We start from the raw sequence: 16,631 nt of genomic DNA on the forward strand, positions 1-16,631 counted from the left end.
ACTGATAACTGGCGAAAAAGCGATCAGCCGGCGTTCTCTGCTGCCGGTTTTGACGGCAAACAGCATAGCCAGAGGAGATAAAGCGCCGCTAATGTACTGAGTGTGATGCTGATGATTTTCATCGCCTGATCTGTGTGGTTTACTTCTACCAGGATAAGCATAACCTGATGAATACCGGTCAGAATAAGCGGCAGGATCAGCAGGTTCATCAGCAGCGCCCCGCCAAACCACCAGCCTGATTTTCCGGCATCGTGCAGCCTGCGGATGCCCAGTGAGACGACGGGCACGAGCAATATTATCGGGGCCAGCGTGCTGAGGGGAAGCCAGACATACCAGGCCCAGACCAGCATCATCCCGCCCCAGCTGGTACTATCGGCAACTGAAACGACCAGAAGGAAATAGCTCAGCGCCGCAATAAACAGAACAATCATTATATTCATCACTATGAATGACCAAAACGCTTTCCGCGTAGTTCGGCCCTTATATACAAAAGTCTTTTTCCAGCCGTCATAATAACCATCCTTGATGCTTTTGTTCATACGTTCATCCTTTTACAATCCCTGTCCCTGACGTTATTAAAAAATCACTTATTGCGTTTTCTTGAGATTATCAATGACCAGACCTTCAGTGTCTCTGACGTTAGCAATAAAACGAGTGCCAGCCCTATTCCTCCTGGGTTAATACCTTTCAGGATCCAGGGCAAAAAAGAGAGTGAGGGCATAACCAACAGCAAGCGCAAAGGGGTTTGCGCAGCCACCAGGTAGATGGCCTTATCCCATGCGGTAAGGAGCAACACAGCTGAAAAGAAAATGGACAGAGTTGTTATCATTGACAGGGTAAATATTAAAATAAGCCAGTAACCGCCACCCTGTTCTGTATAAAGCTGATTAAAACTAAAAATATCATCAATTAAAGGAATACGACCCTCGGCAATACTTTGCCAGAGATAATTGGCCAGATATAAAACATCCATGCTCCCCCAGAACATGCATACTTGCCTGAAGTTCAATTTCATATCTGCTTCCTTTCCATTATTGATTTAAATATCTACGTATCTCAACGTGTAGCCTATATTCTCCGGAGGGTGACATCCAGTGATATTCTCTCAATAAGAACCGCGAGGGGAAGGAATAGCAGGAAGGAAATAACAAAGCCTGATAAATGACAACGCCGTTCGGTTCGGGTGAACGGAACGGCGTTGGGGGTTTAGCGGTAGTTAACGATCACCTCGTTACGCTGCACCTTCAGGGCAGGGATCAGACGGCCCCCGCCGGGTACTTCCCAGATAAAGCGCAGCGGTTCGGCGGCGGGCACATTGTTGAAGGCATTGGTGCTGCCGCTGGCGCCGTCCAGTTCGGTGCAGCGCGCCTGGGAGCATAACCGCACCCGCAGCCCGGCGGGGATTGGGCCATTCAGCTCGTAGCGCCAGACCACCAGGGTCATCAGACCGGATACCGGCTGCTTCGCCGACAGCGGACGGGACGAAGCCGCTACGCCCCGGTTGTTAAGGGTCAGGCCGATACTGCTGTCCTGCCAGGCCCCCTCGCCTGCGGCCTGCGCCATCATCGGCAGCGCCAGTAACCAGAGTAGTTTACGCATTATTATTGCCCTCCAATGCTGGCAGTCATGCGGATGTGGCGATTGTCCGACAGCTCCATATTCGACAGGACCACCAGCTGCGTCAGGCTGCGGCGCAGGAACCGCGACAGCAGCGGACGCAGCGCATGGTTCACCAGCAGTACCGGCGGCGCGCCGAGCATCTCCTGACGCTGCAACGCCTCCTGGGTTTGCGCCAGCAGACGATCCGCCAGCCCCGGCTCCAGCCCGCCGCCGCCCTGCAACGCCTGTAGCAACAGACGCTCAAGCGGCGTATCCAGCCCAATCACCTGCACCTCGCCGGTACCCGGGAACCACTGCTGGGTAATGGCGCGGCCCAGCGCCACGCGCACCACCGCCGTCAGCTCGTGCGGATCGTTTTGCAGCGGCGCATGTTCGGCCAGGGTTTCCAGAATGGTACGCATATCGCGGATCGGCACTTTCTCGTCGAGCAGATTTTGCAGCACTTTGTGCAGCGTGGTCAGGGTCAATACGCCCGGGACCAGATCTTCGGTCAGCTTCGGCATCTCCTGGGTCACGCGGTCCAGCAGCTGCTGCGCCTCCTGACGACCAAACAGCTCCGCCGAGAACTGACCGATCAGGTGGTTCAGGTGGGTGGCTACCACGGTACTGGCCTCCACCACGGTATAGCCCTGGATTTGCGCCTGCTCTTTCAGGGCGCTTTCGATCCAGATGGCCGCCAGCCCAAAGGCCGGGTCGATAGTTTGTTCCCCCGGCAGCGTTCCCGCCGCCGTACCCGGGTTGATCGCCAGCCAGCGCCCCGGATAGGCGTCCCCGCTGCCGATCTCCACCCCTTTCATCAGGATGCGGTAGCGTGCAGGGGGCAGATCCATATTGTCGCGGATATGCACCACCGGCGGCAGGAAGCCCATGTCCTGCGCGAATTTTTTACGGATACTGCGGATACGCCCCAGCAGTTCACCGTCCTGTTGGGCATCAACCATCGGGATCAGGCGATAGCCCACCTCCATCCCCAGCGAATCTTCCAGCTGGACGTCATTCCAGGTGGCTTCCACCGCCTGGGTGTTTTCCGGCATCTTAATCGGCGCAGGCTCGGCCTTCGGTTTGGCTTCACGCCCGCGCAGCCACCAGGCCAGCCCCAGCAGCGCGGCGGTGAACAGCAGGAAGACGAAGTTCGGCATCCCCGGCACCAGGCCCAGCAGCCCCAGTACCGCCGCCGACAGCATCAGCACGTTCGGGTTACTGAACAGCTGAGTTACCATTTGCTCGCCAACGTCCTGATCGGTGGCGACGCGGGTCACGATCACACCGGCCGCGGTGGAGATCACCAGCGCCGGGATCTGGGCCACCAGACCGTCACCGATGGTCAGCAGGGTATAGCTTTCCGCCGCATGGCCCATGCTCATCCCGTGCTGCAGAACCCCGACCAGCAGGCCGCCCACCACGTTGATCACCATGATCAGAATACCGGCGATGGCATCGCCGCGAACGAACTTACTCGCACCGTCCATCGAGCCGTAGAAGTCGGCTTCCTGGGTCACTTCTGCACGGCGTTTTTTCGCTTCATCTTCGCCAATCAGCCCGGCGTTGAGATCGGCGTCAATCGCCATCTGTTTGCCCGGCATCCCGTCCAGTACGAAACGCGCGCCCACTTCCGCGATACGTCCCGCACCTTTGGTGATAACCATAAAGTTGATGATCACGAGGATGATAAACACCACGATACCGATGGCGAAGTTGCCGCCCACCAGGAAGTGGCCGAAGGCCTCAACCACCTTACCTGCCGCCGCGCCGCCGGTATGGCCATCCATCAGAATGATACGGGTGGAGGCCACGTTCAGCGCCAGACGTAGCAGCGTGGTAAACAGCAGAATGGTCGGGAATGCGGCGAACTCCAGCGTGCGCTGGGTGAACATCGCCACCAGCAGCACCATGATCGAGAGCGCAATGTTGAAGGTAAAAAGCAGGTCGAGGATGAATGCCGGAAGCGGCAACACCATCATCGACAGAATTAGCAGGATGAGGATCGGCCCGGCCATAATCTGCCATTGAGTCGATTTCAGGTTGCCGGGGAGGCGCAACATTGCCACCAGATTAGCCATCAGTGTCCTTCTCGTTCATAAAATCCAGCGCAGCAGGCACCGGGAGATTCTCAGGTTTCACAGGCCGTTGACCACCGGCCAGACGCCAGCGTTTCAACTGCCATACCCATGCCAGCACTTCCGCCACAGCGGCATACAGCTGGCCTGGGATCTGTTGTCCAATTTCCGCATGGCGGTAAAGCGCACGCGCCAGCGGCGGGGCCTCCAGCATCGGAATGCGATTTTCGTTACCAATTTCGCGGATCCGCAGGGCAATCAGCCCTGCCCCTTTCGCCACCACCTTCGGCGCGCTCATTTTGTCTTCGTCATACTGCAGCGCAACGGAGTAGTGGGTCGGGTTGGTGACGATGACGTCCGCTTTCGGCACATCCTCCATCATCCTGCGACGGGCGGCGGCACGCTGCATCTGGCGGATACGCCCTTTAACGTGCGGGTCGCCTTCCATCTGCTTATGCTCATCGCGAAGGTCCTGTTTGGACATCCGCAGTTTTTTGATATGGCTGTAGATCTGGAAGAAAACGTCAAATCCCACCATCGGGATAATGCTCAGCACCACCAGCAGCGAACAGAGCCCCACCAGATCGAGCGCGTTGCTCATCGCGGTCAGCGGAGACTCGCTGATCAGGCGCATCATCTCCGGCCAGTTGTGCCAGATAAAAAATCCGGCCACGCTACCCATCAGCGTGGCTTTCATCAACGCTTTCACCAGCTCAGCGGCGGTTTGCGCCGAGAACATCTTCGCGATCCCGGGCAGCGGATTCAGTTTTGAGAATTTAAACTGCAACGACTTTCCGCTAAACACCAGCCCGCCCAGCATGATCGGCGATACGAGCGCCACCAGTACGACGCCGGTAATCAGCGGCAGCAGCGCGACCATCGCGCTTTTGATCAGCAGGATAATCTGGCTGAGGATCAGGTTAGGGTCGTTGACCATGCTGTGATCGAAGCGCAACCCGGCCGAGAGCATGCCGGCCAGTCTGCGGGCAAGGGATTCCCCGCCGATCCAGATAATGCACACGCCAACCAGTAAAATCAGCAGCGAGGTGAGTTCTCGGGATCGGGGTATTTGCCCGTCCTCACGCGCTTTTTCAAGTCGGTGGGGTGTGGGGGCTTCTGTTTTGTCGTCGCTATCTTCTGCCACGGCAAGCATCTCGCAGGTAGAGGTCCGGACGCTATGATGCCAAAGCGGGGGCTGAACAATGGGCTAATTAGCGGCGATAAAAGGGCTGATTTAGGGCTTTCGGTTGGGTCAGCGCGTTAATTTATGCCTGTACAGCCTGTTTACAACGGCGTGCCACCAGGGATGCGGCAAGAGACGCAATTTTTTCAGAGTCTTTTGAGGCGCTATTTCTGAGCACCAGGTTCCACTTACTGAGGACGTGTGCGTTAACGACCAGCTCGCTGTCCTGTTTTAAGCGGCCGTTCGATGAAAGCCAGTGCGCCACGTCGCCCCAGTCCCACAGCGGAGACTGACCTTTAATGCGCTGGATAGGGCAAGGAAAATCGCCGCTTCCGCGGGTGCCGTCTTTTAGCATGGCGATTGCCTGGCGCGACATGTTGGTCATTTCGGCTATGTCGCTCAAACCGACAAGGGCGGAGTCGACAGATCCTACGATAGCGCCGATGCCCGCTGATTCGATATTGTCGACCGCTGAGGAGATGGCTGCATCCAGGGATTCAGCTTCACGGTCAAACTCAACGTAGACGGAGCGGCCATATGCGCAAATCAGTGCATCGTCGCAGCCGCTTGCGTACAGCGCATCTTCCAGTCCTTCAGTCTCGTAAGTTACGCCTGATAGGGTCAGAATGAAGTTATAAAGCGCCATAATACCTCTTTGTTTTATCGTCAGATATTGTCTCGTATTCGGTAAAGAGCAGCTGTTGCTGCCCTTTACCGGGCAAAATCATGGACAGCGTTTTACGTTGCGGATGATTTGCATCGCATGGCTTTCTGCGTTTTTCGGCGTCGACCATACGCTCATTTGGCAATCGCGATGTTCACCTTCAGGATTACCACAGCGTAACTTGCAGAAACAGTGCGCTGAATGACCGGGAGGAACCCAAATCCAGCCTCTCCGGAGGGCATATTCAATTGCCTCCTGAATATGCTTGTTCGGATGTTTCTTCATTAGCCTCCGTTATTAAGATGCTATTATGACTGTTGACATCTGTCAACGATGATTTTATCACTCGACCGTTTGTTGCCTAGGGTCAGCAATGACCCTGGTGAGACTATCAGAATGGCTGAATTTGAAATAACGTAAGTCGCGGCAGGTTACTGATTCTGGTTGGATTGTCGTAATAAAGGATGAAACAGATGCACAAAGAAAAATGCCACCTTTACAGGTGGCATTTCTGCCGGGTGGCGCTGCGCTTACCCGGCCTACAACACCCTGCAATATCGAAATATGTGCGGTCTTTGTAGGCCTGTGCAAGCGAAGCGCCGCCAGGCGATTCCAGCCGGGCTCAGGCTATCAGAACCCTAAGCTGTCCAGCAGGTCGTCGACCTGATCCTGGCTTGCCACGACACCGGCTTTGGTGGTATCGAGCTGCGGGCCATTCAACAGGCTTTCGTTTTCGCGTTGTGGACGCGCGGAAGGTTCCGGCATGTTCTCCAGCAGCACCATCAACAGCTGACGTTCAATCTCCTGGATCACATCCATCATGCGCTTGATCACCTGACCGGTAAGGTCCTGGAAATCCTGCGCCATCATGATCTCCAGCAGCTGCGCGTTGGTGAAGCTGGTATGGCCCGGCACATCGCCAAGGTACTGACGAGTATCGGTGACCAGTTCGCGGGCGTCGGAGAGTTCGATTGGATTTTCGAACCACTCATCCCAGCGTTTGGTCAGCGCTTTCGCGCCTTTTTCCATCTCATCCTGATGCGGCTGCGACGCTTCAACACTGTTCAGCGCACGCTCTGCCGCCTGGGCAGTCATTTGCACAACATAATCAAGACGATCGCGGGCATCGGGAATCGCTTCCGCCGCTTCTGCAATCGCCTGATCCAGTCCCAGCTCACGCAGGCTGTCGCGCAGCATGCGCGTCAAGCTGCCGATCCGGGCAATTATGTCGCCGGGTGAATGCTCATCCGTGGGTTTAATCGAAGGCTGCATCATCTCCCGTACCTCACATGCCGAGTTTCTCGAAGATCTTACCGAGTTTTTCTTCCAAAGTTGCAGCGGTGAATGGCTTCACCACATACCCGCTTGCGCCAGCCTGTGCCGCAGCAATAATGTTCTCTTTCTTGGCTTCGGCCGTCACCATCAGCACAGGCAGAGAGGCCATCGCGCCATTTGCACGAATGGTTTTCAGCAGTTCCAGACCATCCATGTTCGGCATGTTCCAGTCGGAAATGACAAAACCAAAGCCGCCGGCATTCAGTTTGTTCAGCGCATCGACACCGTCTTCCGCTTCTTCAACATTATTAAAACCCAGCTCTTTCAGCAGGTTGCGCACGATGCGACGCATGGTGGAAAAGTCATCCACAACCAAAAACTTGAGCTCTTTGTCCGCCATAAAACTACACTCCTCGTTAAATACGTATTGCCTGTCCGGCACTGATTTTTGCCAGCATCTGCTGACTAACCTGACTGAGATCGACCACTTCGCTGACGCCACCCATATTGATGGCCTCGCGCGGCATGCCGAACACTACACAACTTGCTTCATTCTGCGCGATGGTCCAGGCGCCAGCCTGGTGCATCGCAAGCATTCCGGCGGCGCCGTCGTTGCCCATCCCCGTCAGGATCACCCCAACGGCGTTGCGCCCCGCGTGTTTCGCCACCGAATGAAACAGCACATCCACCGACGGACGGTGCCGGTTAACCGGCGGCCCGTCATGAATTTTGATTTGATAGTTTGCACCGCTGCGCGCCAGCTCCATATGCTTGTCACCCGGGGCGATATAGGCATGCCCTGGCAGAACGCGCTCGCCGTCTTCCGCCTCTTTCACGCTGATCTGACACAATTTGTTCAGACGCTCGGCGAACGAACGGGTAAAGCCTGGCGGCATATGCTGGGTAATCAGAATACCGGGGCTTGAGAGCGGCAATGGCTGGAGTACATGGCGAATTGCCTCTGTTCCCCCGGTGGATGCCCCAATCACCAGCAGTTTTTCCGAGCTTAACAGCGGGCCCGCCTTCAGGGTCACCGGCGCGGCCATCGGCTTGTGCATGGCCACCTGCGCCCGTGCGGCGGTACGAATTTTTTCCGCGATCATCTCGCTGTACGCCAGCATCCCTTCACGAATGCCGAGCTGCGGTTTGGTGACGAAATCCACCGCCCCCAGCTCCAGCGCCCGCAGGGTGATCTCGGAGCCTTTGCCGGTCAGCGAAGAGACCATCACCACCGGCATCGGCCGCAGACGCATTAACTTCTCAAGGAAGTCGATGCCGTCCATACGCGGCATTTCGACATCGAGAGTCAGCACGTCGGGGTTATATTTTTTGATTAAATCCCGGGCTACCAGCGGATCGGGGGCCGTCGCCACCATCTCCATGTCGCTGTGGCTGTTGATAATCTCCGTCATGATCTGGCGCATCAACGCCGAATCATCAACTGACAAGACCCTGATTTTACTCATGCTTTATCCTTACTCAGCGCATATACCGTCTGCCCACGCAGGCTAAACTCGCGCACGAGATTGCTGAAATTCTCCGAGTGCCCGGCAAACAGTAATCCGTCCGGCTTGAGCAACGGTACAAAGCGGCGCAGGATCTCCTGCTGCGTCGTTTTGTCGAAATAGATCATCACATTACGGCAGAAAATGGCGTCAAACGGCCCCGCCACGTTGTACTGTTTCTCCAGCAGATTGACCATGGAGAACTCCACCGCATTCGCCAGTTCGCTGCGCACCCGCACCAGCCCATCGTGCGGGCCGGTGCCGCGCATGAAGTAGCGCTGAAGCTGCTGTGGCGACAAGGTTTTCAGCTCGTCCTGGCGATAGATACCGCTCTGCGCTTTTTGCAGCACTTCGGTATCGATATCGCTGGCGACCACCTTCCAGCGGCCCGGCGCGGTACCCAGGGTATCGGCCAGGGTGATGGCGAGCGAGTAAGGCTCTTCACCGGTCGAGGCCGCCGCACTCCAGACGCGATACTCGCCGCCGCTGCGGCGGCGGGCATGCTCCGCCAGCACCGGGAAGTGGTGAGCTTCCCGGAAAAAGGCGGTCAGGTTGGTGGTCAGCGAGTTGATAAACGCCTGCCACTCCGCGCTGTTCGGGTTCGCTTCCAGCATGCCGAGGTAGCGACCAAAATCATCCAGCTCGAGCGTGCGCAAGCGACGCACAAGACGGTTGTAGACCATGTCCCGCTTGTGATCGGCAAGCACAATCCCCGCGCGCTGGTAGATTAACTGACATATCCGACGGAAATGCGCATCGGACAGCGCGAGGCGCTGTGTCATCTGTAACAATAATGACGATTGCCCTGAGGGCAGTGGTGATGTCATAGCGCCTTCTTAATCACGTTCAGGTTCCGACTGGAACGGCCTGCGACCGCCCGACTTCTGTAACTGTTTCAACACGTTCATTCACATTAAATACCGCGACCAGCGAGGTCAGATGATCCGCCTGTCCGGCTAACTGGTCGGTGGCGGCCGCGGCTTCTTCTACCAGCGCGGCGTTCTGCTGCGTCACCTGATCCATCTGGCTGACGGCCAGCGCTACCTGCTCAATCCCGCGACGCTGTTCATCGGATGCCGAGGCGATTTCGCCCATAATGTCGTTCACCTGGGTGACCGAGCTGACGATTTCAGTCATGGTTTTCGCTGCGGTATCCACCAGCTCCGACCCCTGCTGCACCCGCGATACCGACTCTTCAATCAGCACCTTGATCTCTTTTGCCGCATTGGCGCTGCGGCTCGCCAGGTTGCGCACTTCGCCCGCCACCACCGCAAAACCACGCCCCTGCTCGCCCGCACGGGCGGCTTCCACCGCGGCGTTCAGCGCCAGAATGTTGGTCTGGAACGCAATGCCGTCGATGACGCTGATGATGTCGCCAATCTTCTGTGAACTGGTGGCGATCTGATTCATGGTGTTCGCCACGCGGGAAGCCTGTTCGCCCCCCTTCTTCGCCGTCTGGGCCGCGCTCTTCGCCAGACCGGAAGCCTGACGGGCGTTGTCGGCGTTCTGCCCGACGGTGGCGGTCAACTGCTCCATGCTGGCGGCCGTTTGTGCCAGCGACGCGGCCTGCTGTTCGGTGCGCGACGAGAGATCGTTATTGCCTTCGGCAATCTCCGAGATCCCGGTGTGCATGGCATAGCTGCCCTGACGCACCTCGGTTACCGTTTCGCGCAGCGAGCCCTGCATCGCTTTCAGGCTGGCGAAAATAGCCGAAATTTCGTTTTTGCCGTACACCGCCACCGGCCGCGCCAGATCGCCCTTCGCAATGCTGTCGAAATGGCTGCTGATGATCGCCAGCGGCTGAACGATCATCCTGCGTGACCACCACAGCGCGGCGCTGGTCAGTATCGCGGTCAACACAATCATGGTGGCGAAAATCACGCCGGACATGTGGTAGCTGGTGCGGCTGTCGTTACCCGCGGCCTGCACAAACAGATTTATCTCCTGCTGCCAGGCCTCGGTGCTGGCGTCAAACGCCGCCTGCGACTCCTGTACCGGTGCGGTGAGGAAATCCGACAGCTGGTTGTTTTCCAGCCAGGTCGCCTGATGTTCCAGATCGCTGTACCACTGACTGAACGCACCCTGCATCGCTTTTTTCAGCTCGCTGTCTTTCGCGCCGATCGCTGGCTGTTCGTTAAAGGATTTGAACATGCCGTCAGCCTGCTTCAGGCTGCTGCGCGCGGTGGTCATCAGCGCCTTGATGTCATCAGGCGGATAACTCAGCGCGGTCAGGGTGCCCGCTTTATTCAGCGCCGTGCTGGCCTGCAGCAGAACGGCGCGGCTCTGCGTCAGTAGCGCGCGCTGTTGGTTGCTGCTCTGCATCTCCTGCAAGTTCTGATAACCATCGCGAAAAGCCCAAAACGACAAGCCGTTACTGCCAACCTGCAACACCCCACAGACAATCAAAATCAAAAACAGGGTGGTCGAGATACGAATACGATTTAACATCCACGCTCCCATTTAGCGGCCAGCAGCCGCGATTTAACGTTCGATCAAAATGTTTCCCAGTTATCATCTTTCCCGGTGGTCAGCGCGCGTACGTGGGCCGGTGCATTGACCGGCGCTGCCGGTTGCTGGCCGGCACGCGATGACACCGTTTTTCCAGGTGCAGAAGTAAGACGAAACGCCGAAACGGCCATCTTCAGACGGCTCGCCTGCTCTTCCAGTTGCGCCGCAGCGGTAGCGGACTCCTGAACCAGCGCGGCGTTTTGTTGTGTGACACGATCCATTTCCGATACCGCCAGGGCGACCTGGTCGATACCACGACTCTGCTCATCAGAGGCCGAGGCGATTTCACCCATGATGTCGGTCACGCGCGTTACCGCGTTGACGATGTCATTCATGGTTTCTCCCGCACTTTCCACCAGCACCGAGCCGGTATCCACGCGCGCGACAGAATCTTCAATCAGGGCTTTGATCTCTTTGGCCGCGTTGGCGCTGCGGCTGGCGAGGTTACGTACTTCTCCGGCCACTACCGCAAATCCACGACCCTGCTCACCGGCACGCGCGGCTTCCACCGCGGCGTTCAGCGCCAGGATGTTGGTCTGGAAAGCGATACCGTCGATCACGCTGATGATGTCAGCGATCTTCTTCGAGCTGCCGGCGATGTCGTGCATGGTTTTCACCACGCCATCCACCACCTTGCCGCCGCGCTGTGCGGTTTCCGAGGCGCTGTTCGCCAGCTGTGACGCCTGACGGGCGTTATCGGCGTTCTGCTTCACGGTAGCAGTGAGCTGCTCCATGCTCGCCGCGGTCTCTTCCAGCGCCGATGCCTGCTGCTCGGTGCGGGAGGAGAGATCGTTGTTGCCCATCGCGATTTCGCTGGTGCCGGTGTAGATGGCATCCGAGCCCTGGCGCACGTTGGCAACCGTCTCGCTCAGGGAGCGCTGCATATGGTCAACGGTGACGGCCAGCTGGGTGATTTCGCTGCGCCCGGCGATGGTCAGGCTCTGGGTCAGATCGCCGCTGGCAATCTGGCGAATATGGTTGATAACGCGATTTAACGGATTGAGCAGGGTATGGCGGATGCCGTACCAGACGCCTACCAGCACGATCGCCAGCGCCAGGGCGAGGATCCCCATCTGCCATTTGGCAAAGGTGTAATCTTTCACGCTGGCGTTGAATGCTTCCTGGTTACGCGCATCGGACGCGGTAACATAATCCCGCAGGGCGGTGCCCAGCGCGTTCTGCTTTGACTGGGTGGCCTGGGCGAAATAGGCGTCCATATTGCCGCTCTCGAGGAACTGGATCAGCTCCGTCAGCGCCGCGGCATACTCCTGGTATTTGTCATTGATGGTCTGACTCACCTGCGCCATCGACGGCTGTGGCGTGATGGCGCTGTAAGCCTTGAAGTGTTTGTCCGCTTCCGCCAGCGTCGTGCGGGCGCTGTTGATCAGTTCAGGTTGCGGCTTAGCGGGATCCGTCGCCATGCGCGCGGAGGCGCGGCTCAGGTTGATGCGCGTTTGCAGCAGGTAATCCCAGGTGGAGGTGATTTCGCTTTGTTGAACGCGGAATTCGTTAGAAACCGCAAAACTGTCCTGGTTGGCTTTAATAGAAGAGAAAAACAGACTGCCGGAAACGAGCTGTAACAGAGCGAAGACAGCCAGCACCAACATCAGCATTGTAACAACGCGCATACGGTTCAACATACAACACCTTCTTATGAATTTGTTCTCGGTGTTATCGGCACAACTGACGGGAACTTTACATTTGCGAAAGGGAAAAGCGTGGGTCAGAACGCGACGTCGACGACCAGGGTGTCGCTGTAATTACCGGCGGGGGGAGTGGTCTGATTAGTCAGGACGCGGGCGGTGTAGTTGTAGCTGCGTAACAGCCCGTCGGCGCTCACCTGCGAAGAGGCACCGCTGGACCAGCGTTCGCTGCCGCTGCTTCCCCAGCGATTGGCGGTCGCTTCTTTATAGATCTCATAGCTCATGCGGTTATTGCCGCTGGCCATCCGGCGCACGTTATTGCTGGCGTTAGCACCGTTATTGATGCCGATGGTATAGACGCTGCCTTTGGTGCAGGTCACCGAGATAGCCTGCGAGACGGTGGGGAAATTCTGCACCAGCGGCGCGCTGTTGAAGTTGACGTTCGGGGTGGTCATGGCGCTGCAGTCGTTGGTGACCGTCATGTTGAGGGTGATGCTGGTCAGCACGGTGCCGGTTTGCGGCGTGGTACATAATCCCAGCGCGCCCAAAAAGCAGACGTTGTAGCTTACGCTGAAGTTGAGGGTCACCTGATAGGGCCCGGCGCTGACGTTCTGTCCGGCGAGGGTGCGAAAATAGAGCGGGATGTTGTACTGGTTTGAACCGAGCAGAGTTAACAGCGACGTACCGTTCCAGGTGTAGCTCTTGCCTGTCAGCACTTCGCTGCTGCTGTTGCACGTAGACTGGCCGCACAGACGGATGGGGATCGCATCGGTGATAGCGGCGTTATCGGTGCGCTTCATCGTGCCGCGGCTGTTGGCGGCAATCGTGGCTCCGGTGAAGGTGAGGGTCACCGAATCGTTGGTCAACAAACTGAGCACCTTATCGCAGTTCACCACCAGCGTGCCGGTGGTTGCCACTTCATTGCTGCCGCTGAGGGCAAACGAGGTCACGCTGCCAAAGCTGGCATTGACGGTGCTGACCCGGCAGGCTCCCCAGCTGGTCGCCGAAAAGAGAAGCAATCCTACCAACAGAAGCAGGCGTTTCATGGCTGCACCCGGCAGGTCAGCGGACCGTAAGTTTGCAGCTTATGCTCCGGGTTCGCCGCCAGCGTCAGGGTGACATGGCAGCCTTTGCCCTCCGGCGTGATGACGTCGAGCGGGTTGACGTCCGCCAGATCTTCCAGCCAGGCGATGCCATCATAGCCCACCACCACCGGCTTGCGCCCCTGGCGTCGCACCTGGCTGCCCAGCGGGATCGCCTCCCCTGCCCCGTCGTGGAGGATCACGCTGGCGACCCGCTCCTGCTCCATCGGGAAATCCACCAGATAGCCGCTGTTACGCCGCAGGGCGATGCGGCGTTCGGTCTCCTTCAGGCGGGTATCGGCGGGTAAATTAAGGGTGTTAATGCTGTAGCTGGCCGGGTAATAGGCGGATACGCCGCTAATCAGCAGATAACCGTTACGGTTGGTTTTGCCCACCGGCTGGTTCTCATAGCTGACCGGCACGTCCGGCTGTCCGTCGGTGCTGACGACCACAAAGGCGTCGTTGATTTTGTTGGCGGCAAACAGCTCCCCGTCCATCAGCACTACCGCGCCCATCGCCTCGCCCCACCAGGTCATCATGTCGCGCTCGCCGTAGCCGCCGCCCTGCAGCTCAATATTGTTGTTACGCCACCCCAGGGTGGCCTGCTGATAGTTGCTGGCCTGCGACTGGCGCGCCCACGCCATATTCCAGCTGAAGCCACCGTCGGTGGGCATGGAGTGGTTATAGTTGAGCCGCTGGGTGCTGCCGGCATCCGGGGTGTTTTCCAGGGTGATGGCGGCGCTGTCGCGCTCCCCCAGCGGGATCTGCAGCGACAGGGCCACCGTCCAGTCGCCCTGCTGTCGATCCCGGCTGGCGGCGAGATAAATACTGCTGCTGCCCCATAGATTACGGCTCCAGGAGAGGTTCAGCAGCTCGGTTTTCTTATCGTCGAAACTCTGCACGCCGATCCATGCCGCGCCGATATTGCCATAGTCGCCAAGGTTAAAGGTCAGGGAATACTGATCGGTGTTGCGGCTCAGGCTGGCGATGGGCTGGTCGTGTTCATCGTAGACGGTCGGCTGGTCGTAAAGCGCGAGGTTGCCGAAGCCGCGATCGCGACGGCTGTGCTGGGTGGCAATGCTGAAGGCGTTGGTGCTGTACTGGTAGCCCCAGTTGACCTGCCCGCCGGTTTCGCCGCGCATCTTGCTTTGCGTCCAGGCGCTGTTCACCACCCCCAGACGCCCCAGCTTGACGATGGTTCCGGCCCCGCCCAGCGCCAGCTCCTCCGCCCCTTCAACGTGGCCTTCCAGCGTCAGCCAGTCGGTCAGCCCGTAGCGGTATGAGCCGCTGCCCGCCGCCGGGCCGTAGTCAAAATTCTTGATGCCGTAGTTGCGGCGCAGACTGCCGAGGGTCATGGCCCCGTCGCTAAGCCCCTGGCGAAGCAGATCGCTGGTGACGTAGAACGGCATGGTGGTACTCACCTGGCGGCCCAGCGCATCGGTAGTGACCAGCACCGCATCCCCCGCGCCGTTGATGTAGGGCAAATTGGTGAGGGTGAACGGCCCCGGCTGCAAACGGGTGGAGCCCGCCCGGTAGCCATTGACGAACAGATCCACCGAGGTGGGCACCGCCGCTTCACCCGAGAATTCGGGCAGCGGCCAGGTGACGAGGTCCGGGCGCAGGGAGAAATCGCGGCCGTAACTGATGCCGCCCATGCGCACGCTGCTGCTCCAGCTCAGGGCATCGCTGATCACATCCCCGGCGGTCCAGGTGGTGGCGTCTTCTTCATCGGTGATCGTCAGGGTGGTGTCGTAGCGCACGTACCCCTCCTCCTGACCGCTACCGCCGGACAAGTTTTTCCGCACATAGCCGGTGGAGGATAACGATCCCCGGTCGTCAAAATAGCGAAACTCATGCCACAGGGAGGCCTGGCCGCCGCTGTGTTCGGTGTGGTTGGTATAGAAGTCGTAGTTGAGCAGCGCCCCTTTACCAAAATGGGGGGTACTGCGCGCCATCTGGCCGCTGAAGGGGGTGACGCGCGCGCCAATCCACTCCCGCGGAACGCTGAGCAGCAGCCGTTGCCCGGTGCTGTCATACTCGGCGCGCACGTCCGTCAGACGGCTGACGTTCACCTCTCCCGGCGGGACGTGTTCGGCGGGTAATCCGGCGCGGCGCAGATCGGCGCTGGCGACCAGATACTCCTCCTGCCGCCGGGTGACGGGCACCACCAGCCCGGTATCGTAATGGTTGACGATCAGCACCAGCTGGAATACGGCCTCGTCACTCATCGACTGCGGCACCGGCGGCGGAGGCAACATATCGTCACCGGGATCGGCCCAGCTTGCGGAACTGACGCAGAGCAGGATTAGCATCGACGGCTTCAGTTGACGGGGGCCGACTGCCATTGCGTGTCCCGGGCATTAATTTGCGCACGCATCTGGCCCGGGTGGTCCATCCCTGACGGTAGCGGCCAGCTGCGGGCGCTGCCCGGCAGCACGTAACCCAGCAGGCCATCTGCCAGAGTGCGACTCTGCCCCCCCTGTTGCAGCGTCACCTGACTGAGTCGGACATGCACATCGCCCTGATTACGGACCTGCAAGGCCGGCTGGCCATTCTCGCGGACCACCCGCCAGTTGAGATCCCGCGTCTCGACCAGCGCATGGTGCGCGCCGTCCTTAATGGTGGCAATTCCCTGCCCGTAGACAAACAGCGGAATGGAGTAACGCATCTGCAGCTTCAACCCCATCTGCGGGGTCTCCTTATCCTGCGGCTGGGGGATCTCATCCACGATGATGCGGTAGGCTTGCTCCACCCCCATCGGCACCTCGCTCTGTTTAATCAGGCGGATTAACTGCTTGCTGCCCTTAGCGATAGTGACAATCGGCGGGCTGGCCACCACCTCCTGCTGGGCGGTGTAGCGTTCGAGACCGTTTTCCTGCCGCCAGCGCACAATCCGCACCTGCATGGTGGTGGCGCTGGTGCCCTGGTTCTGCACCCACAGCTCCGTGGCTTTGGTATCCGCCGACAGCCACGGGTCGATGGGCCACAGCAGAATGGTGGCCGCCCCGTGGGCGGTATTGAGCGTCGCGCCCAGCGCCATCAGCAGACAGAGCGTGCGATATCCCGAAAATGCCTTCATTGTCCTTCTCCCTTT

The 16,631-nt window shown here is 58.6% G+C and carries 16 protein-coding genes; all 16 read right to left on the reverse strand.

Annotation, left to right across the window (positions count from 1 at the left end):
- Positions 1-23: 23 nt before the first annotated feature.
- Positions 24-539 (reverse strand): DUF805 domain-containing protein, encoded by a 516-nt coding sequence (locus tag ES815_RS01190; protein WP_142486235.1) that lies wholly within the window; start codon positions 537-539, stop codon positions 24-26.
- A 44-nt stretch (positions 540-583) separates the two neighbouring features.
- Positions 584-1,015, reverse strand: coding sequence for an arginine:ornithine antiporter (locus tag ES815_RS01195; protein ID WP_142486236.1), 432 nt, complete (start codon positions 1,013-1,015; stop codon positions 584-586).
- 191 nt (positions 1,016-1,206) lie between these two features.
- Positions 1,207-1,599 carry a flagellar protein FlhE gene (locus tag ES815_RS01200; protein WP_142486237.1) on the reverse strand — a complete coding sequence of 131 codons (393 nt, stop codon included), beginning with the start codon at positions 1,597-1,599 and terminating at the stop codon, positions 1,207-1,209.
- Between the two features lie 2 nt (positions 1,600-1,601).
- Entirely contained in the window at positions 1,602-3,680 is a 2,079-nt protein-coding gene (gene flhA / locus ES815_RS01205; protein ID WP_142486238.1) for a flagellar biosynthesis protein FlhA, read from the reverse strand.
- Positions 3,673-4,821, reverse strand: coding sequence for a flagellar biosynthesis protein FlhB (flhB, locus tag ES815_RS01210; protein ID WP_142486239.1), 1,149 nt, complete (start codon positions 4,819-4,821; stop codon positions 3,673-3,675). The genes flhA and flhB overlap by 8 nt, the downstream gene beginning before the upstream one ends.
- A 121-nt stretch (positions 4,822-4,942) precedes the next feature.
- Positions 4,943-5,506 carry a helix-turn-helix transcriptional regulator gene (locus ES815_RS01215; protein WP_142486240.1) on the reverse strand — a complete coding sequence of 188 codons (564 nt, stop codon included), beginning with the start codon at positions 5,504-5,506 and terminating at the stop codon, positions 4,943-4,945.
- 78 nt (positions 5,507-5,584) lie between these two features.
- A complete protein-coding gene (locus ES815_RS23930) occupies positions 5,585-5,809 on the reverse strand; it encodes a hypothetical protein (RefSeq protein WP_142486241.1) in 225 nt (74 codons plus the stop codon).
- A gap of 345 nt (positions 5,810-6,154) precedes the next feature.
- Complete coding sequence (gene cheZ, locus ES815_RS01225; RefSeq protein ID WP_142486242.1) at positions 6,155-6,799, reverse strand: protein phosphatase CheZ; 645 nt, start codon at positions 6,797-6,799, stop codon at positions 6,155-6,157.
- A gap of 10 nt (positions 6,800-6,809) precedes the next feature.
- The gene (gene cheY / locus ES815_RS01230; RefSeq protein WP_039030844.1) at positions 6,810-7,199 is read right to left on the reverse strand and encodes a chemotaxis response regulator CheY; all 390 of its coding nucleotides are present in this window, start codon (positions 7,197-7,199) and stop codon (positions 6,810-6,812) included.
- 16 nt (positions 7,200-7,215) lie between these two features.
- A complete protein-coding gene (locus ES815_RS01235) occupies positions 7,216-8,265 on the reverse strand; it encodes a chemotaxis response regulator protein-glutamate methylesterase (protein WP_142486243.1) in 1,050 nt (349 codons plus the stop codon).
- Entirely contained in the window at positions 8,262-9,131 is an 870-nt protein-coding gene (gene cheR, locus ES815_RS01240; RefSeq protein WP_142486244.1) for a protein-glutamate O-methyltransferase CheR, read from the reverse strand. The genes ES815_RS01235 and cheR overlap by 4 nt, the downstream gene beginning before the upstream one ends.
- 19 nt (positions 9,132-9,150) lie before the next feature.
- Entirely contained in the window at positions 9,151-10,752 is a 1,602-nt protein-coding gene (gene tap, locus ES815_RS01245) for a methyl-accepting chemotaxis protein IV (protein ID WP_142486245.1), read from the reverse strand.
- Positions 10,753-10,796: 44 nt separating this feature from the next.
- The gene (gene tar, locus ES815_RS01250; RefSeq protein WP_142486246.1) at positions 10,797-12,452 is read right to left on the reverse strand and encodes a methyl-accepting chemotaxis protein II; all 1,656 of its coding nucleotides are present in this window, start codon (positions 12,450-12,452) and stop codon (positions 10,797-10,799) included.
- 83 nt (positions 12,453-12,535) lie between these two features.
- Positions 12,536-13,501, reverse strand: coding sequence for a spore coat protein U domain-containing protein (locus ES815_RS01255; RefSeq protein ID WP_142486247.1), 966 nt, complete (start codon positions 13,499-13,501; stop codon positions 12,536-12,538).
- Positions 13,498-15,882 (reverse strand): fimbria/pilus outer membrane usher protein, encoded by a 2,385-nt coding sequence (locus ES815_RS01260; RefSeq protein ID WP_142486248.1) that lies wholly within the window; start codon positions 15,880-15,882, stop codon positions 13,498-13,500. The genes ES815_RS01255 and ES815_RS01260 overlap by 4 nt, the downstream gene beginning before the upstream one ends.
- The gene (locus tag ES815_RS01265; RefSeq protein ID WP_142486249.1) at positions 15,858-16,616 is read right to left on the reverse strand and encodes a molecular chaperone; all 759 of its coding nucleotides are present in this window, start codon (positions 16,614-16,616) and stop codon (positions 15,858-15,860) included. Before ES815_RS01265 ends, ES815_RS01260 begins: the two co-directional genes overlap by 25 nt.
- Positions 16,617-16,631 lie beyond the last annotated feature (15 nt).

It is taken from the genome of Leclercia adecarboxylata (genome assembly GCF_006874705.1).
Taxonomy (GTDB): Bacteria; Pseudomonadota; Gammaproteobacteria; order Enterobacterales; family Enterobacteriaceae; genus Enterobacter; species Enterobacter adecarboxylatus_C.